At 47.3% G+C, this 19,062-nt stretch carries 14 protein-coding genes, 1 tRNA gene, 1 pseudogene and 1 riboswitch; of the genes and pseudogenes, 5 read left to right on the top strand and 11 right to left on the bottom strand.

Features of this window, described 5'->3' with window-relative positions:
• Window positions 1-6 precede the first annotated feature (6 nt).
• The 10 genes and pseudogenes from M3090_RS00415 to M3090_RS00370 form a co-directional block, all read right to left on the bottom strand.
• Window positions 7-1,737 (bottom strand): ABC transporter ATP-binding protein, encoded by a 1,731-nt coding sequence (locus M3090_RS00415; protein ID WP_249053424.1) that lies wholly within the window; start codon window positions 1,735-1,737, stop codon window positions 7-9.
• Between the two features lie 15 nt (window positions 1,738-1,752).
• Window positions 1,753-3,558 (bottom strand): ABC transporter ATP-binding protein, encoded by a 1,806-nt coding sequence (locus tag M3090_RS00410; RefSeq protein ID WP_249053423.1) that lies wholly within the window; start codon window positions 3,556-3,558, stop codon window positions 1,753-1,755.
• 135 nt (window positions 3,559-3,693) lie between these two features.
• A complete protein-coding gene (locus tag M3090_RS00405; protein ID WP_249053422.1) occupies window positions 3,694-4,392 on the bottom strand; it encodes an L-2-amino-thiazoline-4-carboxylic acid hydrolase in 699 nt (232 codons plus the stop codon).
• A gap of 68 nt (window positions 4,393-4,460) precedes the next feature.
• Window positions 4,461-5,272, bottom strand: a pseudogene (locus M3090_RS00400) (class I SAM-dependent methyltransferase); the annotation flags it as partial.
• Window positions 5,273-5,401: 129 nt separating this feature from the next.
• Window positions 5,402-6,013 (bottom strand): TetR/AcrR family transcriptional regulator, encoded by a 612-nt coding sequence (locus M3090_RS00395; RefSeq protein WP_249053420.1) that lies wholly within the window; start codon window positions 6,011-6,013, stop codon window positions 5,402-5,404.
• Between the two features lie 262 nt (window positions 6,014-6,275).
• Window positions 6,276-7,031 carry an inositol monophosphatase family protein gene (locus M3090_RS00390; RefSeq protein ID WP_249053419.1) on the bottom strand — a complete coding sequence of 252 codons (756 nt, stop codon included), beginning with the start codon at window positions 7,029-7,031 and terminating at the stop codon, window positions 6,276-6,278.
• 573 nt (window positions 7,032-7,604) lie between these two features.
• Complete coding sequence (locus M3090_RS00385; RefSeq protein ID WP_249053418.1) at window positions 7,605-8,213, bottom strand: hypothetical protein; 609 nt, start codon at window positions 8,211-8,213, stop codon at window positions 7,605-7,607.
• 10 nt (window positions 8,214-8,223) lie between these two features.
• Window positions 8,224-8,847 carry a hypothetical protein gene (locus tag M3090_RS00380; RefSeq protein WP_249053417.1) on the bottom strand — a complete coding sequence of 208 codons (624 nt, stop codon included), beginning with the start codon at window positions 8,845-8,847 and terminating at the stop codon, window positions 8,224-8,226.
• Window positions 8,848-8,880: 33 nt separating this feature from the next.
• Window positions 8,881-9,246 carry a hypothetical protein gene (locus M3090_RS00375; RefSeq protein WP_249053416.1) on the bottom strand — a complete coding sequence of 122 codons (366 nt, stop codon included), beginning with the start codon at window positions 9,244-9,246 and terminating at the stop codon, window positions 8,881-8,883.
• Between the two features lie 563 nt (window positions 9,247-9,809).
• Window positions 9,810-9,886: transfer RNA gene (locus tag M3090_RS00370), tRNA-His, on the bottom strand.
• 175 nt (window positions 9,887-10,061) lie between these two features.
• Window positions 10,062-10,272, top strand: a riboswitch (cobalamin riboswitch).
• A 120-nt stretch (window positions 10,273-10,392) separates the two neighbouring features.
• Between M3090_RS00370 and M3090_RS00365 the strand changes: the two genes are divergently transcribed.
• The 5 genes from M3090_RS00365 to M3090_RS00345 all read left to right on the top strand — a co-directional run bounded on the left by M3090_RS00365 (window position 10,393) and on the right by M3090_RS00345 (window position 17,928).
• Complete coding sequence (locus tag M3090_RS00365) at window positions 10,393-12,342, top strand: TonB-dependent receptor (protein WP_249053584.1); 1,950 nt, start codon at window positions 10,393-10,395, stop codon at window positions 12,340-12,342.
• Between the two features lie 335 nt (window positions 12,343-12,677).
• Complete coding sequence (locus tag M3090_RS00360; RefSeq protein ID WP_410553156.1) at window positions 12,678-13,841, top strand: DUF5074 domain-containing protein; 1,164 nt, start codon at window positions 12,678-12,680, stop codon at window positions 13,839-13,841.
• An 87-nt stretch (window positions 13,842-13,928) separates the two neighbouring features.
• Window positions 13,929-14,921, top strand: coding sequence for a PKD domain-containing protein (locus tag M3090_RS00355; RefSeq protein WP_249053582.1), 993 nt, complete (start codon window positions 13,929-13,931; stop codon window positions 14,919-14,921).
• A 209-nt stretch (window positions 14,922-15,130) separates the two neighbouring features.
• Window positions 15,131-16,609 (top strand): DUF5074 domain-containing protein, encoded by a 1,479-nt coding sequence (locus tag M3090_RS00350; RefSeq protein ID WP_249053414.1) that lies wholly within the window; start codon window positions 15,131-15,133, stop codon window positions 16,607-16,609.
• 17 nt (window positions 16,610-16,626) lie between these two features.
• Window positions 16,627-17,928, top strand: coding sequence for a DUF5074 domain-containing protein (locus M3090_RS00345; RefSeq protein WP_249053412.1), 1,302 nt, complete (start codon window positions 16,627-16,629; stop codon window positions 17,926-17,928).
• Window positions 17,929-18,107: 179 nt separating this feature from the next.
• On the opposite strand, the gene folD is transcribed toward M3090_RS00345, so the two are convergent.
• Window positions 18,108-18,989, bottom strand: coding sequence for a bifunctional methylenetetrahydrofolate dehydrogenase/methenyltetrahydrofolate cyclohydrolase FolD (folD, locus tag M3090_RS00340; RefSeq protein WP_249053410.1), 882 nt, complete (start codon window positions 18,987-18,989; stop codon window positions 18,108-18,110).
• Window positions 18,990-19,062 lie beyond the last annotated feature (73 nt).

The raw sequence follows: 19,062 nt of genomic DNA, 5'->3' as shown, positions 1-19,062 counted from the left end.
AATGTTTTATAGCTTCCATCCGGAAATGCTTTCCTGTATTTCCCAGAGATGAGCATAAAGTCCTTCTTTCCGGATAAGTTCATCGTGTGTCCCTTTTTCCTGTATTTGTCCGTTATCCAAGACGATGATTTGGTCGGCATCCTTAATGGTTTTGAGTCGGTGGGCAATGGCGATGACGGTACGTCCTTTGATAAGCGTGTCGATGGCTTTCTGCACCTCTACTTCGTTTTCGGGGTCGAGCGAAGCGGTCGCTTCGTCCAGCAGGATGATTGGCGCGTCTTTCAGAATGGCACGGGCTATGGATATGCGTTGCTTTTCTCCTCCTGAAAGGGTACAACCTCCTTCGCCCACCATCGTGTCGTACCCTTGTGGCAAGCGCATGATGAAATCGTGGCAAGAGGCTTTCTTGGCTGCGGCTATGATTTCCTCGTCCGTCGCATCTGTCTTACCGAAACGGATGTTGTTGCGTATCGTGTCCTGAAACAGATAGACATCTTGGAACACCATGGAGATATGGCTCATCAGGCTTTCGGGATTTATTTCATCCATTGAGACATCATTGAAGTAAATATGCCCTTTCTGCGGGTCATAGAAGCGGGCGCAAAGTTTCATCAGTGTACTTTTCCCGCTTCCCGAAGGGCCGACAAGAGCTGTCAGTGAGCTATTGGGAAGCGTGACGGTTACATCGTGCAGCACTTCCTTGTCCTGATAAGCAAACGATACATGTTCAAATCGGATGTCGCCTGCCGTCGGGGATTGCCGTTCCCCTTTCATTTCCGGCTCGTCCATCAGCGAGAGGATGCGTCCTCCGGCAATGGAGAAATAGCGGAATTCGGCAAAGTTGGTCAGGGCGGAAGTCAGCGGGTCGAACACACGGGAGCCGACCACGAGGAACAGCACGAAGACAAGCAGCGAAAGTTCCCCTCCCAACAGGAGGTATGTACCGCACAGGACCATCAACGTCAGCCCGGCACGAACCAACGTGATGCTCAGCAGGACGAAGGGACCCAGCAGGGCTTCCTGACGGATGCAGGCACGGCGCAGCCGGGCAAAGGCTTCGCGCAACCGGACGAAACGGTCGCCCAGCAGGTTGTAGGCTTTCATCACCCGGATGCCTTGCAGGTATTCTTCCAGCCGGTTTCCGGCATCTATTTTGGCCTGAATCTGCGTGCCGCTCAGTTTTCTTTGTACACCTGTGCTGGCCCACAATACGAGCATGGCCAGCGGAAGCGCGGCAAACATGCTGACTGCCATCCTCCAGTCTATCCAGACCAGCGAGGCAAAAGCCAGTACGGGCATGACCACGGCACCCATCAGCTGGGGCAGGTGGTGCGAGATACCGGTTTCCGCCATCATGAAGTCCGTAATAAGCATGGAGGACAAATCGCCGGGGTCACGTCTGGACAGGAAGCCCAGCGAAAGTCTCCGCAGATGTTCCGCCAGCGACAGGCGCCCCGAAGCACTCATTTCGTAGGCTCCCCGGAAATTGGCGCGATAGGATGCCCTCTCCGCCAAAGCCATAATCAGCATATAAACAGCCATAATGCCGAATATCCACCACAGGCGGGTCGTGTCGAGCGGCTGTCCGCTTCCGTCAAATGCATTGAAGATGATGCGTATCGCTTCTATGGAAAGACAAAACGGTACGATATTCACTAAATTGGCGAGCATGGTGTAACCCACAGGCTTGTAAAGCCGCTCGGTATGTCCGATGGTTATGTTTTTGATTGCATTCATATCTTGTTCTCCTTTTCAATTTTTGTTCAACGTCCAGTGGTAAGCACTCGTATAGGCATCCCACATATTCTTATATACACCTTCTGTGACGGACAAGACTTCGTGTTTTCCGCACTGCGCCATCCGTCCCTCCTTCATGACGATAATCCGTCCTGCGGAGACAACGGACGAGAGGCGGTGCGCTATCACGATGACCGTCTTGCCCTTTATCAGCGATTGCAGGGCCATCTGCATCTTATATTCGTTCTCCGGGTCGGCAAAGGCCGTGGCCTCGTCCAGCACCAGTATCGGAGCATTCTTCAGGATGGCGCGCGCCACACATATCCGTTGGGCTTCGCCTCCGGAGAGATACACACCTGTGTCGCCTATCCGTGTGTCGTACCCCTGCGGCAACCGTTCGATGAAGTCATGGCATTGGGCGGCTTTAGCGGCAGCTATCACCTTTTCACGGGTGGCTGTGGGAGAGCCGACGGCAATGTTCTCATAGAGCGTGTCGTAGAACAGGAACGTGTCCTGGAATACGAAAGACACCATGTCCATCAGCTTCTCCGTGGCTATCTGGCGGATATCCACGCCGCCTATGCGTATCTCTCCCTGTTCCACATCCCAAAAGCGGGGAATCAGATTGGCTATCGTAGACTTGCCGCTCCCCGACGGGCCCACAAGCGCCGTTATCTCTCCTTGCGGTGCCGTGAAGCTGACATCGCGCAAGGCTTCCGTCCGCGTGCCCTGTTCCGTGTTTTCGTAGGAGAATGATACATGACGGAACCCCACATCGTAGGTGGTAGGCACCTGTGGATGTTCCGGTTCCGGTATCGGTTTCTGTTCCAGGATACGGTCGATGCGGCTTACCCCTTCGTTGATGTCGCGTGTATTGCCTCCTAAAAAGGTCAGTTTGTAAACGGGTGAAGCCATGCCCGGCCCCATGATGATGAAAAACAGCCATACCACCGCCAACGACAAGGATTGCGGACTGGCTTGCATCAGCAAGATGCCTATAGGGAGAATGAACGTCACCATCGAGTTCAGTAATACGGTAAATGCTATCATGCCATTTTGGTAGGTGTCACAGCATTTCAAGGCAAAGGTCTTGTAGGCCTGAATCTCGGCGTTGAACTGGCGGAACGAACGGACGCTCTGTCCGAAAATCTTGACCACGGGCATCCCCCGCACATACTGCACGGCGGACGCGCTCATCTTTTCCTGCGCATCATAATAGATAGCCATGAACTCCCTTGCCCTTTTACCCATAAAATTGGAGAATTGCAGAAAGAGACTGAGTACCACGACTGCCAAGCAGACCACCGTCAGCCACACATCCAGAGAGAAGAAGATGACAAGCATCACCACCACCGTAGCCATGACATTGACCAAGTCCGGGATGGTATGGGCGATAAACCCTTCTATCTTTTCGATATTCTGATCCATTGTTTTCTTTATGGCTCCCGTAGAGGTGTTGTTCAGGAATCCGAGCGGAAGTCTGCCGATGTGTTCGGACAGGCGGACACGCAGCCCGTACAAGATGTGGAATGCTGCGACGTGGGAAGACATCAGGGCAGCATACAGCAGTACCAGTCCGCCGGCAAGCCCTCCAAATGCAATCCATCCCCAACGCATCATGTCCGTTCCGTCCAAAGCGGAAAGATTGGAGCCATTCGACAGCAACTCTTTCAAAATTTCATAAACAGCCCAATAAGGCACAAGCATACACACTGCGCTGCCGGCTGACAGCAGACCTGCCAATATAAGCAGGCCTTTCCTTTGTCCCGCTATCTCAAACAGGCGGGACAAACCTTCTTTCTTCTTCGCTTTCGTTTTCATTTATATATTAATCGGTTATATATTCACGTAAAGTATCGGATGGCAAAGCGTGGAATAAAAACGCTGCTTTCATGGTCATAAAGACCATCGGGCATATTCGATTCCCACGCTTCACGCTAAATATTGTCCGGTTCTCTATTCGTTGTTGGCAAATTCCCGTAACAGCTCCGGACGGACTATAACAGTTCCCTCGCCCTTTTCTTTTCTGGTCAGCCGGAAATCACAGCATGGAGCCGCATGAGACAATGTTTGGGTTCTTGTCAGCCGGACACCAAGTATGTCATGTGAGATATAATCATTCACGCATAAATAAGGGAAAAAACGCTTGACACCCAAAACAGAACAAAGCTTGGCAACCGGACACCGGATTATGTTCATACCTACATCGAACGTGTCGTTTTCATCCGGCATCACGCAATCGAACAGCCAATCGTCCTCCGAAGAAACACGAGAAGCGGAAGCGATACGCCGCACATAATCGGGCGAACATAACATATCGCGTATTTCCGGTATTTTCCCCGGAGGGACACTCGATAACGTAAGCTTTCCCAATGCTTTCTGCGTAACAATGGAAAGTTCCGTCAAACTCCACCCCCTGGATGACAGCTCTTTCCACAGACCAATCTCATAAGCTATGCCGATGATATTCTTCACCCATGGCGATGTCGCCGGGACATCCGGGATAATAGCGGATACGTGACGGAAATCATCAATGGCTTTTTTCATCACGGATTCCAAGGTCTCCTTCGATAAACGAGATGACAGTTCTTCCCTGAAAAATCCTTCAAACCGTTCCAACATCGGAAGGAATGGCCTAATCGTCGTCTCTTTCATCTTTCAAGAAATGTTATCGTCGTATCACGGAAACCTGATCCAACCACATCAATGCCGTTCTTTTCCTGAACGATACGATATCCCAGCAGGAGCTGAACTTATAGCACAGCCGCGCCATCCTTCCCAATATCTGCCCGAAGAAGAAGCCCCAGCGCGGACGGAAGAACTTCATGTAGTTGGCCTGCTCGATGAGTTGCAAATTCGGCTCCCATTGCTCCACCACGTGTCCATCGCTCAGCCCTGAACGGATTTGAGCTTCGTGCTTACGGAGCGAATCAGGCTTCACTCCGTGTCGGCTCATCATCGTGCCGCATACGTCGAACCACAGTTCGCCTCCCCCGAAACGGCTCGCCACATGATGCAGGAATGTTCTCACTTGTTTCTCGTAAAAATACATCAGCACACCCTCCACGATGAAGATAAATTCCCCGTCGGGATGCCTGCGGCGCAGGTCGTCCATCCAGTCGGTTTCCAACAAGGATGCCGCGATATAGACATTGTCCGGATGTTCGGGTATCAACTCCCGGCGCAATGCGATGACCTCCGGCAAGTCCAAATCATAAAAGACCGCTTTTCCACCTCCAATGCGCTGGTAGCGGGTGTCCAGTCCGCAGCCCACATTCACGACTACCGGACGGGAATGCGCTTTAATAAACCGTCGCACGGCACGGTCGAAATACCATCCGCGCACCACGCATCCCACTTCGCTCAGCTTCGCCCTGTCAAATTGGGAGTAATCGTATTCCAAACTGTCCGCCAGCCGTTCTGCTGCCTTGTCATTCAAAATAGGATGTTTGCGGCGACTTTCTTTGGCCCTCATGTATAGCGGAATGAGTAGTGTTTCCGCCACAATGTTCTTAAATTCATGTTTCTGTTTCATATCTTTGAGTGTTTAATAGCGAACGATATTCAGAATTGTTCACAAAAAAAGGAGGAAACCTCCGTGAAGATTTCCTCCTTGCCAACCGTCCGGTTGCGGCTGTCTGTATGTATGTACGTTGTCTGTACTTCATATATTGATAATAGCTCTCCAACCTTGGATTTCAAAAAGAATATAATCGTGCAAGATTGCTTCCATTTCTTGTTGGGGTACAGAATGCATCAATAATTCCTCGAACATTGTGAACATCCATACCGTATGCAGATGGATGATAAAATCAGATACAGTCGTATTGATTTCGGGATACTTCTGCTGCATGGATGTGAACCATGTCTTGACCAGTTCCGTAGAACGGTCGGTATAGTTTTCGCGGAAATGTTCCAATGAAGAACCTTGTGCGCGGAATAGCAGAATTTCCATCAGTCCGCGATGCGTGTTAATAAGCGAAACATACTCGTCTATGCAGGCTTTCAGATACTTCTCCGACCTCATCATCATGATGTCTTCTCCACGTATGCCATGATGTTCCTGCAACATGGCTTCCAAAGCATATAAGACCGGACGAACCACTTCACAGAACAGTTCGTCTTTGTTCGTGAAGTAGTGGTAGATATTTCCGACACCCACACCAGCCAGCTCCGCTATTTCACGCATGGAAGTCTTGGAATAGCCATTATGCCTGAATTGTTGTCTGGCAACAGCCAATATGCGACCGCGTATGTTTTCTTTGAGTACTTGCATTTATAAAGAACAATGTCTGTTTCTCGTTTTGCAAAGGTACAGGGCTTGGAATTGTCAGGCAATACCTATTTTTAGGGATTTTACAATATCCAGACACATGTGCCTTTCAATCATTGTTCCACATGAGAGTATAAACAAGAAGCTGTAGAATGATGGTGGTACATCGTTTGACTTCCTTTCAGCGGCATGCGACAACATTCAAAAGATGCACTGCCTCATGCACAGCATAATCCGGCAGGAAGGATGTATAAGACTTCTTTGCTCATAGCAATAATTTTAGTAATTCCTCGTGGACTAGCCCGTTTGTTCCGGCCACTTGGCTTCCTTGAGCCGGGTCAAGCTTTCTGCCATTCCAGTCGGACACTTTCCCTCCGGCCTCTTGCACCAGGAGCATTCCTGCCGCATAATCCCAAGGGTTCAAATATACCTCGAAATATCCACCCTGTCGGCCACATGCGGTATATGCCAATTCCAAAGCGGCAGAACCAAGTCTTCGGATGTCTTGTGAATGTTCATAAACCTTGAGAAATCTGGCAAAATTTTCTTGGGCAAGTTCTCTTTTGGCCGTACCAATGCCAATGATGGTTTCCGAGAGCTTTCGGGCAGAGGAGACGTGTATGGGTTTGCCGTTTAAGAAGCTCCCCTCACCTTTGACGGCGGAGAACAATTCATCATGAAATGGGTCATAGACAATACCCAAGACAATCTCCTTTTGACAACAAAGAGCCAGCGAAACGACGCTATGCTGATAGTCGTGCACGAGGTTGGTAGTGCCGTCAACCGGGTCAAGAATCCAGTAGTTGCCTGTATCCATCCGTTGTAATCCGGTTTCCTCTCCGAGAAACTGTATGTCTGGCGCAAGTGCATATAGCGCTTTTTGGAGAAAATCCTGTACCGCAATGTCCACTTGCGTAACGTAATCGGCAACTCCTTTTTCTCTTACATGAGCTGCCATTTCTCGATTTCCGATTATTCCTTGCGTCTCTTTTACCAAGCTGATTATACGTTGTATATTCATGTTCATTATAGAGTTGAATTTAACGTGAGTTCGATATAAGGAATAAAATTATTCGTTTGATAATTAGGAACATAGCGATAAAAGCATTAAATTTATAGTGTCAAGTTATAACATTTAAGCGATTACCACTATGTTCTCAGAGGATAAAGTTACGGAGATTTATTGTATGACGGATGATTTTTGCAAGGAATTCAAACAGTAAGAATTTCTGGTATCATAATCAAACAGATGATTTCTGGGATAATTTCAACATGTTCAATTTTACAATATCAGCATTGTTGAAGTCAAATTCATAAGGTGCTCTATATGTGTACAAACTTTCAAAAATATTCTTGTTAGAAATATGCTCTGGTTTTACCCATTTATTATAAAATCCTTTGGTTATTCGTTGTGCTTCCAGTAAACATTTTTTTGAAAGGCAAAATGTAGGGTGTAACCTTATCAAGTCTTTAATATAGCCTGAATCTTTTTGCAGCACTTCTAATATAGTTTCGCCTCTATATTTCTAGTTTCCATACAGTGGGAAAGCATCATTTATTTCATATATTTTCATACTCTATTGTTATTAAATAATCACGCTAATAGTACTCCGTTAAAATCATTTTTCCAAGAATTACCATGCATTTGTAGCATTAACCTTCTACTCATCCAATAGTTATAATAGTCGTGGTAACTTTTTATGAAAAGTTCATTGTATGACAAGGCATCCAATGAATTATTTACTAGGATTGTAAAGTAAATATAAAGTGCTATTGCAATAGATACGCTTTCAGGATCCAAGGAACGAATCTCTATTTCTTTTTCTACATCATTAATATCTTTGCTATCTTTGAATTGAGCGTGCATAGCAAGCATGCTTATATGCTTAGCTAACACATCAATTTCTGTTAAATTGTATAAGCCTTTCATAGCTTTGTTTTGTTTATTTGCCTCATTTGATTTATATTTTTCCATATAAACTTTCATTGCTAGACAAAATTTTCCTTCAGGTGAATTTTGAGAAGCATAATGTGAACATAAGAATCCTTTGGTTCGCAAACACCATGTTGGTCCTTGAAGTTGCATGGCTGCAATATTGGGATCTTCACTACATTTTTGATTGAAAGTTGTTCCACTTCCATCAAGCATCGATTCAATTGTGTATTGGCCCATTAAAGATTTATCTAGTTCTTTTGTCGTCATAGCAGTATGATTAATATTGTTGATATACTGATGATAAATAGTTGATAATTTTATTTACACATATTATCCCTTTTTGAGCATTACAATTCTCTATTTGCTTAACTAATTGATACAAATTTTCTATTTGCTCATCTGGATAATTCTTTAACCCTATTTGTAAGAAATCATGGAAAGCTATGTCATAATAGTATTGATTTGTTTTGATTATTAATGGAGTGTATGGTACAGAAAATATATCATCATCAGTTATCTCCATAGCATTAGCTATGGTGTAATAAAAATCTTTGTGGAAATATGCAAGAACAGATAATCTTTTTAAGTAGATGGCCTTATTGGGATCCTTTTCTATTGCTTTAGACAGACAATAAAAAGCATTATCAGCTATTACTCTACGAGTATCTTCGTTGTTCATGAATAGGGGATATGATCCCATTAAACAATAGGCACTTCCAACTATATCATAATTTGATACTGTTAGTAGTTGGCTTGAGGCATCTTGAACTTTATTGTATAAGCAAATTAAAGTTTTTACTTCTTCTTTAGTATTATTGGATTGTGCATGATTGATAGCAATTTTTGCCAGTACTTCAATAGGAAGTAATTCTTTTTTTTCTATATCTTTATATGTATTCATAAATATATGTCTTTTAGATGATGGATTACTTTTTTAAAATTCATAAAAATATTTATGTCTGAAGACTGACATCCTTTTATTACTATCTTCATTAAATACCTTATCAAGTTTAAAATCCTCCATATTAGGATTCCAATATTTGCCAGATTGAGCTATTTTTACGAGAGCATCCACCATAGATTTCGGTATTATAAAGTGCCTAGTATATTTATATTCATGTTCAACAACAGATATACCTCCCCAAGCAGCTTTTATTAATGGATTCGCTTCTACAATTACTGTTTCTCCATATAGATTTTCAAATAAGCTTCTTATGTTTAGTATTTTGTACTCGTTTAAAAAATTTTGAGAATCACTTTCTTTTCCTTTTGTCTTTTTTAGCGCATTAAATAGTTTCATACTAGCTCGTTTTGCAGCCATACCACAAAAAAAGGTGTTGGCTCAACCTTGAATGTATATCAGAAGGTATCGCCAAACACCTATAACCATACAAACAAGGAAAGCCCACACCTGATGGTATGAGCATTCACTTACTTGCTTATGATGGTTATATCCTGTTGAAATTGGCGATTTCTCTGATAACATCAAGCAAGAAGCAAACACTTCTTTTTCTAATATGTCTTGGTTAAACTTTTATTTCATTAGCAATTCATATTATTGTTTATGCCACAAAGTTACTACTTTCCTGTAAGAAACAACTATCTTAGTACTAATTTTTCCAGCTAAACTTCAACATATCAGATTCCATAGGTATGGGCTGTGGCTTGAGCATGCAAATGTATTGTTATTTCCAATATATCAGATAAACATACGTGGGATGTAGTTCCTAATTTATAATAGGCCAGAGCCTGGATAACATAACAGAGCTTTCAGGTGACTGGGGCGGTTGGCAAAACAGTTTTGATTATTCACTTTAAAAAAGAAAAATCCTCAATAATCTTACTGATTATCAAGGACTCCTTTGGGGTGGCAGATGGGACTCGAACCCACGACATTCAGAACCACAATCTGACGCTCTAACCAACTGAACTACAGCCACCATATATGGTGCATTTCTCAAATGCGGTGCAAAGATAGATATTATCTTTGAACTGGCAAAAAAATGCAAGAGTTTTTTATGTAAAAACTTTGTTTTTGCCATCGAGCTGAGGTGTCTTAGGCTTCATGCGTCATAAAATGTTGGCTTAAATCTTCCGTTTTATTTAAAAAAGGTTTATCTTTGCCCCCGAATTGGTTCTTACTACCCACGTACTCGGGTAGGGGATTAAAAGGGAATCAGGTGAAAATCCTGGACAGTCCCGCTGCTGTGAAACTCTATTTTAAACTTTCTGAAGAATACTCAGTACCACTGATGTGCTGTTGCACATTGGGAAGGTTTCAGAAAGGGAGTCAGTCAGAAGACCTGCCATCATTCATTGAGCCTTCTTTTCTCCGGGGTTAGAGAAGGAGGTGCTTGTTTTTCAACTTATTTAAATGACAGACATGTTTAAGCAGTTTAGTAGTGCTGTCTGTTTGTCTTGCGCATTGTTTCCCGCTGGAGGAACTATGTCTTTGTGTGCGCAAAACAGATTGGACAGTTTGCAACGATTGGATGAGGTTGTGGTGACGGCAAAAGCCCTTTCCAAAGAGGTTATCCCTGTGCAGCAATTGGCAGGTGCGCAATTGCAGCGCCTGGGGGCGCACAGCGTGGCCGATGCTATCCGCTATTTCTCTGGTGTACAAATCAAGGATTATGGTGGCGTGGGAGGATTGAAGACGGTAAACATCCGCAGCATGGGCACCAATCATGTCGGTGTCTTTTATGACGGCATAGAATTGGGAAATGCCCAAAACGGTACTGTTGATTTGGGCCGCTTTTCATTGGACAACATGGAAGCGGTGACGCTCTACAACGGACAGAAGAGTGCCCTTCTTCAACCAGCCAAAGACTTTGCCTCGGCAGGAAGTATTTATTTGCAGTCTCGGACGCCCCGATTTGCAGCAGGAGAGCGTCAGCACGTGAAGTCCACCTTCAAGACAGGCTCCTTTGGGGTAGTCAACCCTTCCATCGTGTGGGACAGGCGTTTGAACGAGCGTATCAGTTCTTCGGTAAGCGCGGAATATATGTACACCACCGGGCGATATAAGTTTACTTACCGGGTGGAAGACAGCTACGATACAACGGCTGTCCGCAGAAATGGCGATGTGAATGCTGTCCGTTTGGAAGGAGGGCTTTTCGGCAGCATCAAAGGCGGGTATTGGCGGGCCAAAGCTTATCTTTATCGTTCAGAGCGCGGATATCCGGGTGCCGTAGTAAAGAATAAATTCAGTCACGAAGACAGGCAATGGGATACGAATGTTTTCGCACAAGGCTCTTTCAGGAAAGAGTTCTCGCCCAGATACAGTCTGTTGATAAATGCCAAGTATGCCTACGACTATTTACATTATCTGGCCGATCCCCGGCGGGATGAGGCTTTGATGTATGTCAATAACCGTTATTACCAGCATGAAACGTATGTTTCTGTGGCCAACCAATATGCTTTGCTGCCGGTATGGGATGTAAGTTTCTCCGCCGACTATCAGTTCAACCTGTTGGATGCAGACTTGACAGACTTTGTCTATCCCCGGAGGCATACGCAACTGCTGGCTGTGGCTACGGCTCTCCGTTTCCCGTCGGTGAAGATGCATGCCAGTCTTTTGGGCACTTTGGTGCAAGACCATGTGCGGAGCGAAGCCCAGGGGGCGGATAACCGGGCTGAGTGGACGCCTACTGTTGTAGTCTCTTATCGTCCTTTTTCTGCCTTAGACCTTAATCTGCGGGCTTTCTACAAGCGGATTTTCCGTATGCCGACGCTGAATGACCTGTATTACACCTTTATCGGTAACGTTGATTTGGAGCCGGAATATACCAATCAGTATAACCTGGGTCTGACTTATGCCAAGGAGTGGGGCGACCGTTGGTTGCGCAGGTTGGAGGTGCAGGCAGATGTGTATTACAACGAGGTCGAGAACAAGATTGTGGCCATGCCGACTTCTAATTTCTTCCGCTGGACCATGGTCAATCTGGGCAAGGTAGAAATCAGGGGCATTGACCTTGCTCTGCAGACGGCGTGGCAATGGGGGAAAAACTGGTATCTGACGGGGCGGGTGAACTATACGTATCAGAAGGCGCAGGACTTTACCGACCCTACGGATGCTTACTACGGGGGGCAGATACCTTATATCCCGTGGCACAGCGGTTCGGCGGTATTGAACTTGAACTGGCGGGAGTGGGAGATGAATTACAGTTTTATCTATACAGGAGAGCGCTATTCGTCGCGTGCCAATATCCCGGTCAATTACGTGTTGCCCTGGTACACCAGCGACTTCTCTGTTTCCCGCACGCAACATTGGGGCGGGGGCGACTTGAAGCTGACGCTGGAGGTGAACAATTTGTTCAACCAGCAATACGAAGTCGTCATCTGTTATCCCATGCCAGGCACGAACTTCAAGGCGATTGTTCAATATGCTTTTTAATGAATCGTAACGCAGGGCTTGTTTAATTTTTATTCTCTCTGTCATCCCGAGCATGTTCAAGGGAACTCACCATGGAGATGGCTCATTTGGAACAAGCGCTAAAATGAATGGATATGAAAAAAGAAAACTACAGGAATTTCCGTTGGAAAAAGGAAGAGGGAAGATCCGTCGGAAAAGTAAAAAAACAGTATTCCCTATCACCCCGAAGACGTTCCAGATTCGTTCCAAGTTCGTTTCTAAGGGGAGCCAGTTGGAACGACTTTGAAACGACTTTGGTACGACTTTGGTACGACTTTGTCTCTTCTCGTTTGAGGAATCTCTCCGGAAATGGAGGGATGGTAAGGAATGTGTACAAGCTTTGGCCGTTGTGTTGGGGGGGGCTGCTGTTGCTCGCCTTGGCTGGCTGCCGGGGAGAAATGCCCTTCATCTATTATGAGGAAGAGGAAGTGACGTCCGGACGTGGCACAGGGGGGGTAAAAGGTTTTTTTCTTCTGAACGAGGGGAACATGGGAAGCAACAAGGCAAGCATCGACTTCTTCAGCTGTGAGACGGGCAGGTATATGCGCAACATCTATCCTTCGCGCAACCCCGAGATAGTGAAGGAACTGGGGGATGTGGGGAACGATATCGGCATTTATGGCAGCAAGTTGTATGCTGTTATCAATTGCTCGCACTATGTCGAGGTGATGGATGTGAGTACGGCCAAGCATGTGGGGAGCATAGATGTCCTGAATTGCCGTTACATCACTTTCAGCGGGGGGAAGGCTTATGTCAGTTCGTATGCCGGGCCTGTGCAGATTGACCCCGACGCCCGGCCCGGCAAGGTGGTAGAGGTTGATACGGCCAGCCTGCAAGTGACCCGGGAGGTCGTGGTGGGGTATCAGCCCGAAGAGATGGTGGTGGCTGACGGTAAGCTTTATGTGGCCAATTCTGGCGGCTATCGCTATCCGGACTATGATACCACCGTGTCTGTCATCGACCTCGAGTCGTTTCAAGTGGTGAAGACGATTGACGTGGCCATCAACCTGCATCGCATGGAGCTGGACCGGTACGGGCGTATCTATGTGTCTTCGCGGGGCGATTATTACGATGTGGGGGCGGATGTATATGTGATAGACAGCCGTACGGACCAGGTGCTGGGCAATCTGGGTGTGACAGCCAGCGAGATGTGCCTGTCCGGCGATTCGCTGTATATGACGAGTGTGGAGTGGAGCTATGTGACGAACAGCAATACCGTAGCCTATACGCTTTACGATGTGGCCCGCGAAGAGGTGGTTTCGCGCAATTTCATTACGGATGGGACGGATAAACAGATTCAAGTGCCCTACGGCATGGCTGTCAATCCGGACACGAAAGAGATTCTGGTGTGCGATGCCAAGGACTATGTGACGCCTGGTACGCTGTATTGTTTCAGTCCGGAAGGGACGCTGGAGTGGCAGGTGACAACGGGGGATATTCCTGCGCATTTTGCGTTTACAACGACATCTTTTCAAGAATAATCATTTATTAATTTAAGTATGATAGGAATAAAATCTTTATTAAAACATTCGGCTGTCGTGGCGGCCGTATGTGGTGTGAGCTTTTTGATGTGTGGCGTGACCTCGTGCAGTGAAGACGATGGGGCTGTTCCCCCTGTGCCTCAACCCGACGGGGCCACTGCCTATATCACCCGGGTGTTAGACTTTATGCCGGCTGTCGGGCAGTTTACCAATACAATGCCGGCTTATGAAGAAGGTGATACGCAGGAAACCATGAACGAAAAAGTGCTGGCAGCCATAGGCAACAATAACAGGGGCCTGATTTCGCTGGGGGGGTATGGAGGCTACGTTACGGTGGGCTTCGACCATACCATTGAGAACAAGCCCGGATTGCGCGATTTCAGGGTCTTGGGCAATGCTTTCTATTCTGCCTCTAATCCCAATCCGGATGCGCCGGTGGGTGGCAGTTGTGAGCCGGGCATCATCAGGGTGGCTTATGATAAAAACAAGAACGGCCGGCCCGATGAAGACGAGTGGTACGAGATAGCCGGAAGCGCCCATGAAGACCCGGCGCAGGAAGCATGGTATCAGTTGGCAGAAGATAGTGGGAACGATGTGAATCTTTATACTGACTATGAGATTACGTATTACCGTCCGGCGCAGGAACCTGAAACGGATGAGGAGAAACAATCCTATATCCGTTGGGAAGACAACCGGGGTAATTCTGGTTATAAGGCGAAGAACGCCTTCCACAACCAGTCTTATTTCCCGCAGTGGTTCGAAGGAGATGAACTGACATTTCGCGGTACTTGCCTTCCGCAGAACGGCATCGACGAGAGCGGGCAGGGAAGTTATTTCATCCTTTACAAGTTCCGCTACGGCTATGCCGACAATGAAACGAACACGAACAATGAATCGTCCATCGACATTGACTGGGCAGTAGACGGCAAGGGGCAGAAAGTGTACTTGCCGGGTGTGGACTTTGTCATGATTTATACGGGAGTGAACCAGGAAAACGGCTGGCTGGGCGAATGTTCGACGGAAATCTCAGGTGTGGAAGACCTGCATGTGCTGGGTGAAGAGATTCCTACGAGAGAATGAACCGCCTCAAGCGGGCGTTTGGACCGGAAAAATGCTTCATGAGAACAGTATAATACTGTTCCCACAACAGTATAATAGTGTTCCCGGAACAGTATAATAGTGTTCCTACAACAGTATAATACTGTTCTCACAACCCCATAATATCAGTAATAAGATACATATTAAATGATGGAACAATGAAAAAGTTATTCAACTTAAATGACGGAACAATGAAAAAGTTATTCAACCCGATGAGCCTTTGGTTGGCTCTGAACCTGAGTGTGCTGCTCTGCCTGGGCGGATGCAGTGATGACAATGACCCTATCGGCGGAGGTGGGGGAACAGTCGGTGAACTTGTTTTTGATTGGAAGGTGGAATCCGATGCAGGAGACCCTGTTTTGCTGCTTTCTGATGAGACGTATGTGCTTTCCTACCATGCGGAAGGGGTGGAAAGCATCTCTTTGGTTGATGTGCCTGCGGGGTGGCAGGTGACCGTAGATGAAGAAGCAGGCAACGTAACTGTTGCGGCACCGTCGTCTTCTGTTGAGGCAGATAAGAATTATACCTTGCAACTGGTTGTCGCCGGTGCCGATAATCAAAGCATTACAACAGAAGGTGTCAATTTCTATCATGTCACTTTCGATGAGCCGGAAGGGGCATTTGTCTTGAACGAAGGCAATATGACTACTGAGAACGGTTCGCTTGTCTACATCACGCCCGAAGGATATGTAGTGGACGATGCGTATAAGCGTGTGAATGGTACCGAGCTGGGCAATGTGGCACAGGACATGTGTTTCTATGACGGAAAAATCTACATTATTTCGCAAAATGGAGATACCAATGCAGTAGGCAACTCTTTTGAAAACGACGGTATGCTGGTGGTGGCCGATGCCGTGACGTTGAAGAAGCTGAGAAGCTTCACGAATGAAGAGCTCAGCCAGTTGGATTGGCCCACGCATATCGCTGTGATAGACGAGCAGCATGTCTACATTCGCGACAATGCCGGGGTTTGGTGCCTGAATATGGATGACCGGTCGCTGTCTTTTGTCGACGGGACGGAAAATGCTCCCAAGGCGAGGCTCGCAACAGTGAACAATGAGGTCTATTTTCCTTTGAGCGGCTCTTACATGGCCTATGTGAAAAAAATAGCTCCGTCCACAGGGCAGGTGTCTTCCGTGGGCACTGATGCGATTTTTTCTGCTTCAACGATGATTAATTACATCCTGGGCATCGCTCCTGCCGATGATGGCAATCTGTGGATAATAGCTACTTCTGCCTCCAATCCGGACAGAGAGGGGATGATTACACTGAATAAGCTTGATTTGGCTACTTCTGAACTTGTGCAAAACCGGTTGACCGAACAGCCCGACAATGCCTATAACTGTTGTTTCGCTGCTTATGGCAATACGGTTTATTATGCCGACGGCACCCTTATCTATCGTGCCAAGTTCGACGCAGAGGAAGACGGTTTGGTAGATGAACCGCTGGTTGATCTTGCAGATTTGGACGATAATGTCGGACTGTTGTATAACGGATTGGGTGTCAATCCCTCCACCGGGCATGTGTATGTCAATACCTTGAAAGGTCTGGGCAACTTCTTTACGACTAATGCTGTCTGGGAATTTGATTTCGATGTCAGTGTGGATACACCGGTGCATAAGTTCGATAACTATACCCATTTCCCGGCAGGCGTGTTCTTTAATAGATAATTATAAATAAAGTTTTGATGATGAAAAGATTATATCCTTATTTTTTGATGGGCTGCCTGCTGTTGGCAGCTTGCAGTGATGACGGTGTGGAAACTTCCGGTACAGAGCCGGGTGGGTCGGACAATGAAGACGTAGGCAACAATCCGCCGTCTGCTCTTACCGGTTATGCCGACCCCGACGGAGTGATGATACTGAGCGGGGGTACCTATACATTGGAAAACGCCTTTCTGACTTTTATCAATCCGGAGGGAGAAGTGGAAAACAAAGTCTATGCAGGGGCAAACAGTTCAGAACTGGGTAATGATGGCGTGGCCCTTTACTTGTGTGACGGCAAGCAATACATCCTTTGCAACGACTGGTATCAGGCTGACGGCAGGGAGAATAACGGTCTTCTGATTGTTGCCGATGCCGAGACGTTGGCGAAGGAAAAGTCTTTCGCCAGGGCGGACATGCTATTCCAGCATCCTGTCAACGATGTGCAGGAGGAGGTGGATACCAGCCTTGGCGGGATGGCCGTGCTGGACGAGCATAATGTCTTTATCTTTGCCCAAGGGGTATTGTGCTTCGACAGCACGACGGGCGAGCTGAAGCTCATAGAAGGGGCTTATGACATAGGAAACGCCGGGGCGGCCAATACGGTGGAATCCATCGTTTCGTCCAGAGGGGCAATGGTGGTAGATGGTTGTTTGTATGCCGCAACAGGTGGATTCTGGTCTACGACAGCTTTGTTGGAGTTCGCCAAGGGAAAGGATGAGGTGAACCGCCGGCTTGAATTGGGGCGAGGCGATTTGGTCAGTGGCATGTGCTTGGCAGACGACGGCACGCTGATAGTAGCCACTTACACGCGGGGAAGAGACAGCGGTTATCTGAGTTTCATCGACCTGGATAGTTGGACGGTTACGGACCGGAAAACCATCCCGGCCAACATCTCTCCTGCCTTGCATGGAAACTCGGGCATCACTTATTTGGACGGGTATATTTATTTCACAGGAGCCGAAGAGTCAGCGTTCACGATGGCTTCTTACACCACTCTCAGCCGCTACTCCATAGAGATGGGCCGGGTGGAGAAAGACATTGTTGATTTCAAAAGCGATGAGCCGGACGCCCGGGTGTTGGATTGTAACATTGTGGCCGACAGAAATAGTGGATATATTTATGTTGCCACGTCCAAGGAGAATTGGGAGGGGGTGACTTCTGACACGCATATGCTGGTTTATGACTGTAACGGAGATACACCCCGGTTGGTGCGCAACCTCAGTAATGTGGCTCATAGCGTGAAGGGCATTTATCCGCTTTCTGTGTTTGCTTGGCAGCCATAAGATAAGAGGGGGTGCCGCAATGAGATATTGGCACGCAGATAACATAGGTTAAGCAGATTTTCGCAGATTTATTCATCTGTACATCAGTAATATATAATCAGCGTCCATCTGTTGTATCTGTGCCATCTGCGTGCAATTTTATATTTTCGGCACCCTCTTTCTTTCCTCTTGGTTTATCCTTATTGATAAATAGCCTTTTTGCCAGCCAACAGCGTGTTCTTCATCAGCGAGACGATGGTCATCGGACCTACACCGCCGGGCACGGGGGTGATGTATGAGCATTTGGGGGCTACTTCATCAAACTTGACGTCGCCCGTCAGCTTGAAGCCGGATTTCTTGGTGGCATCGGGCACGCGGGTAGTGCCTACGTCGATGATAACGGCACCTTCTTTCACCATGTCGGCCTTCACGAAGTTGGGTTGCCCCATGGCGGCGATGATGATGTCGGCTTCCTGACATTCTTTCACCAGGTCGCGGCTGCGGCTGTGGCAGACGGTGACGGTGGCGTCGCCCGGATAGGCTTTCTGCATCATCAGCATGGCCATGGGTTTGCCCACGATGTTGCTGCGGCCCAGGATGACGCACTTCTTGCCTTGGGTCTCAATGTGATAGCGCTTCAGCAGTTCCATGATGCCGTTGGGCGTGGCCGAGATGTAGCAGGGCAGGCCGATGGACATGCGGCCCACGTTGATGGGGTGGAAGCCGTCGACGTCCTTGCGGTAGTCAATGGTTTCGATGACTTTCTGCTCGGAGATGTGCTGCGGCAGGGGGAGCTGGACGATGAATCCGTCCACGTCGTCATCGGCGTTGAGCTCGCGCACTTTGGCCAGCAGTTCGTCTTCGGTCACGTCTGTTTCGTAGCGAATCAGTGTGGACTTGAATCCACATTCTTCGCACGCTTTCACTTTGTTGGCCACGTAGGTCTCGCTGCCTCCGTCGTGCCCCACGAGGATGGCGGCCAGGTGGGGGCGTTTGCCGCCGTTGGCCACGATTTGGGCCACTTCTTCTGCTATCTCCTGCTTGATTTGTGCGGAGATGGCTTTTCCGTCAATCAGTGTCATAGTATGTTCCTTTTTATGGTAAAATTTGTTTACTGCCTGTCTGGCTTTTCCCTCGGTAGCTACCTTGGCCTCG

The sequence above is a fragment of the Bacteroides sp. ET71 genome (assembly GCF_023336905.1).
Lineage (GTDB): Bacteria > Bacteroidota > Bacteroidia > Bacteroidales > Bacteroidaceae > Bacteroides.
The sequence above is the reverse complement of the archived record's forward strand: the minus strand, read 5'-3'. Positions and strand labels throughout refer to the sequence as shown.

Coding starts and splice junctions, on each gene's coding strand:
- M3090_RS00415 (WP_249053424.1), bottom strand. CDS start 1,737: ATGAATGCAATCAAAAACATAACCATCGGACATACCGAGCGGCTTTAC.
- M3090_RS00410 (WP_249053423.1), bottom strand. CDS start 3,558: ATGAAAACGAAAGCGAAGAAGAAAGAAGGTTTGTCCCGCCTGTTTGAG.
- M3090_RS00405 (WP_249053422.1), bottom strand. CDS start 4,392: ATGAAAGAGACGACGATTAGGCCATTCCTTCCGATGTTGGAACGGTTT.
- M3090_RS00395 (WP_249053420.1), bottom strand. CDS start 6,013: ATGCAAGTACTCAAAGAAAACATACGCGGTCGCATATTGGCTGTTGCC.
- M3090_RS00390 (WP_249053419.1), bottom strand. CDS start 7,031: ATGAATATACAACGTATAATCAGCTTGGTAAAAGAGACGCAAGGAATA.
- M3090_RS00385 (WP_249053418.1), bottom strand. CDS start 8,213: ATGACGACAAAAGAACTAGATAAATCTTTAATGGGCCAATACACAATT.
- M3090_RS00380 (WP_249053417.1), bottom strand. CDS start 8,847: ATGAATACATATAAAGATATAGAAAAAAAAGAATTACTTCCTATTGAA.
- M3090_RS00375 (WP_249053416.1), bottom strand. CDS start 9,246: ATGAAACTATTTAATGCGCTAAAAAAGACAAAAGGAAAAGAAAGTGAT.
- M3090_RS00365 (WP_249053584.1), top strand. CDS start 10,393: ATGTCTTTGTGTGCGCAAAACAGATTGGACAGTTTGCAACGATTGGAT.
- M3090_RS00360 (WP_410553156.1), top strand. CDS start 12,678: ATGGTAAGGAATGTGTACAAGCTTTGGCCGTTGTGTTGGGGGGGGCTG.
- M3090_RS00355 (WP_249053582.1), top strand. CDS start 13,929: ATGTGTGGCGTGACCTCGTGCAGTGAAGACGATGGGGCTGTTCCCCCT.
- M3090_RS00350 (WP_249053414.1), top strand. CDS start 15,131: ATGAAAAAGTTATTCAACCCGATGAGCCTTTGGTTGGCTCTGAACCTG.
- M3090_RS00345 (WP_249053412.1), top strand. CDS start 16,627: ATGATGAAAAGATTATATCCTTATTTTTTGATGGGCTGCCTGCTGTTG.
- folD (WP_249053410.1), bottom strand. CDS start 18,989: ATGACACTGATTGACGGAAAAGCCATCTCCGCACAAATCAAGCAGGAG.